We start from the raw sequence: 622 nt of genomic DNA, 5'->3' as shown, positions 1-622 counted from the left end.
TTGATGACGTAGGTGGCGCCGGTGTCGCGGAACCAGGCGTCGTCGGTGGTCATCTCGACGACGGTGACGTTCTCGTCGTTCTCGAAGACGGCCTTGCAGTTGGCGTAGTCGGCCTGGTTGGCGCACATGTAGACCGGGGTGAACTCGGAGATGGCGCGGGCGATGGCGGCATACTGCCTCTGGGCGGGCTTGGCGCCGTGGGCCCAGGTGTCGGTGCGGTGGGGCCAGCCCATCCACACGCGGTCCTGGGGGGCGAACTCGGCGGGCATGAAGAAGCCGTCGGCCCTCGGGGTGGACTCGGACTCGGTGATCGTGCGCATAAGGCTTCCTCCAAATCAAACGACCGATGTCTCGATCTGTAACATCTAGGGGCCGAATCCCCGTCTTGTTGTTACAGATCGAGACAAACCGTATGGCTCGAGATAAACAATCTCAATCTATAACAGATAGAGGCGATTTTGCCAGCCATATGTTACAGATTGAGATAGACGTAAAAACCACCACAAAGGTACCTGTGAACTGCCTCCCATTTCTTGGACATCGGGAAATGGGAGGTTTTCCATGAGTATAGACCTCAGGGTGAAGCACGACCTGGAGTCCAGGAGGCGGGCCGTCGAGCTCT

1 protein-coding gene is annotated in these 622 nt (G+C 58.4%); it reads right to left on the bottom strand.

Annotated elements, in window-relative coordinates; genetic code table 11:
• On the bottom strand, window positions 1–320 hold a 320-nt coding region (locus ACTQXM_RS09035; protein ID WP_441537652.1), incomplete at its 3' end, for an agmatine deiminase family protein.
• Between the last annotated feature and the right edge of the window lie 302 nt (window positions 321–622).

Source organism: Collinsella sp. LCP19S3_D3, from assembly GCF_052121455.1.
Lineage (GTDB): Bacteria > Actinomycetota > Coriobacteriia > Coriobacteriales > Coriobacteriaceae > Collinsella.
This window is presented reverse-complemented; position numbering and strand designations above follow the sequence as displayed.